The organism is Aliterella sp. E5.1 (assembly GCF_057473825.1).
The window spans coordinates 1-1,629 of record NZ_JBYCCV010000318.1; the positions used below are offsets into that span (position 1 = coordinate 1).

Here is a 1,629-nt window from a genome sequence, read left to right on the forward strand (position 1 = left end):
CCCCCCGCAAAATATAGTCTTTGATTGCATCAGTACTGATCATAATTTCGTGGATTGCTGCCCGCCTGCCATCCAGGGTGCGAACCAGGGATTGAGCCACCACCCCAACCAAGGATTCTGCCACCTGTACCCGCATCGGCCCCTGTTCATCTGGATTGTAGAGGTTAAGAATTCGCTCAATGGTTTTAACGGCACTGCTCGTGTGCAGCGTCCCAAACACCAGATGGCCGGTTTGGGACGCCTTTAGGGCTGTATTAACCGTTTGGCGATCGCGCATCTCTCCAATCAAGATCACATCTGGATCTTCCCTTAAAGAGGCTTTTAGGGCTTTGTCGAACTCTCGGGTATGTATGCCCACTTCCCGTTGCCGGATCATCGACCTGCGACTTTTGTGGACAAATTCCACTGGATCCTCAATTGTGATAATGTGCTTGGCCATCTGAGTATTGATGTAGTCAACCATGGCAGCCATGGTGGTTGACTTACCTGACCCCGTTGGTCCTGTAATCAAAATTAAGCCTTTGTGGTAGTGGCATAAATCTTGCAGGACCGGAGGCATATTCAGTTGCTCCAGGGTAAGAATCTGAAGCGGAATCAACCTTAGAACCATGGCTGGACCAGACAAAGCCATAAAAACGTTAATTCGCACCCGTGTCATTTCATACTGAGTAGCCCCATCAAATTCCAGGGTTCGCTGAAATTCCAGAATTTGTTCCTCAGTGAGGATTTCTCGCAACCAGCTAAAAAAGGTCGCTTCATCTGTCACAGGATGTGCAGAGATTTCTAACTCTCCGCGAACCCGAAATCGCGGAACCTCCCCAACTCCCAAGTGAATATCAGAAAATCCCTTTTCAAAGGCCTCATCGACCAGTTGTTTCAATCTGGGGCTATGACCCGCATTGCTGGCAATCGATGGAGGAGGATAAGCAGCCGGTTCGGCGATGGTCGAAGACCCACCTTCGGTGATGGTCGAAGACCCGCCTTCAGCGATCGCAGTGGGTTGAGCCTCAGGTGAAGAAGCTGACAATGGCATTGCCGGTGCTCCTCCCTGAAGCACAGTTTCTTCCCCTGGATTACTAGTACTTGCAGACGGCGCTATCTGTGGACCAGAAATTGAAGAATCTGAGGAAAATTGAGAGTTTGTCATAGAGCCCCCGTAAATATGGACGGACGAAACCAGCAAAATTAAAAAAACCTCAGAGCGTCTCCCAAGGCCGACCTAAATCAAGTCTTTTCTAACCGGTCAAGACATTGCCATTCTAAAGCAACCATTTTGGTCCCGCTAGACTTCAATCCTTTGGGCCTAGAAGCTTAGCCTCCTGATCCCATCACTTCCAGCTCAGGCAGCCTGAGTTCTGGATCAGCTGAAGTCCTGATTCTATGGTTTCCGACTCCAGGATTTTGCCAACGTACTTGAGTTGTTTCAGCAGATTAGCAGTTCTGAAGAGTGCTTAACCGGAACTGAGGTTAAGCAAAGGATCCAGGCTATACCTTTACCCCTTTACCAGCACCAAGGGTTAGCAAACCCCCACCTTGGGAGGTTACTGGTACTCAGAGTTAAGCCTTACGCCTCAAAGCGCTCATATTGAGCGTCGCTTGATTCTAACCAGGTCTAAATTATAAAGATAA

General features: G+C 48.9%; 1 protein-coding gene. It reads right to left on the reverse strand.

From position 1 onward, the window contains the following. A partial coding sequence (locus tag AC2VE5_RS26765) for a type IV pilus twitching motility protein PilT (RefSeq protein ID WP_486890576.1) occupies positions 1–1,033 on the reverse strand: 1,033 nt, incomplete at its 3' end. Positions 1,034–1,629: the final 596 nt, after the last annotated feature.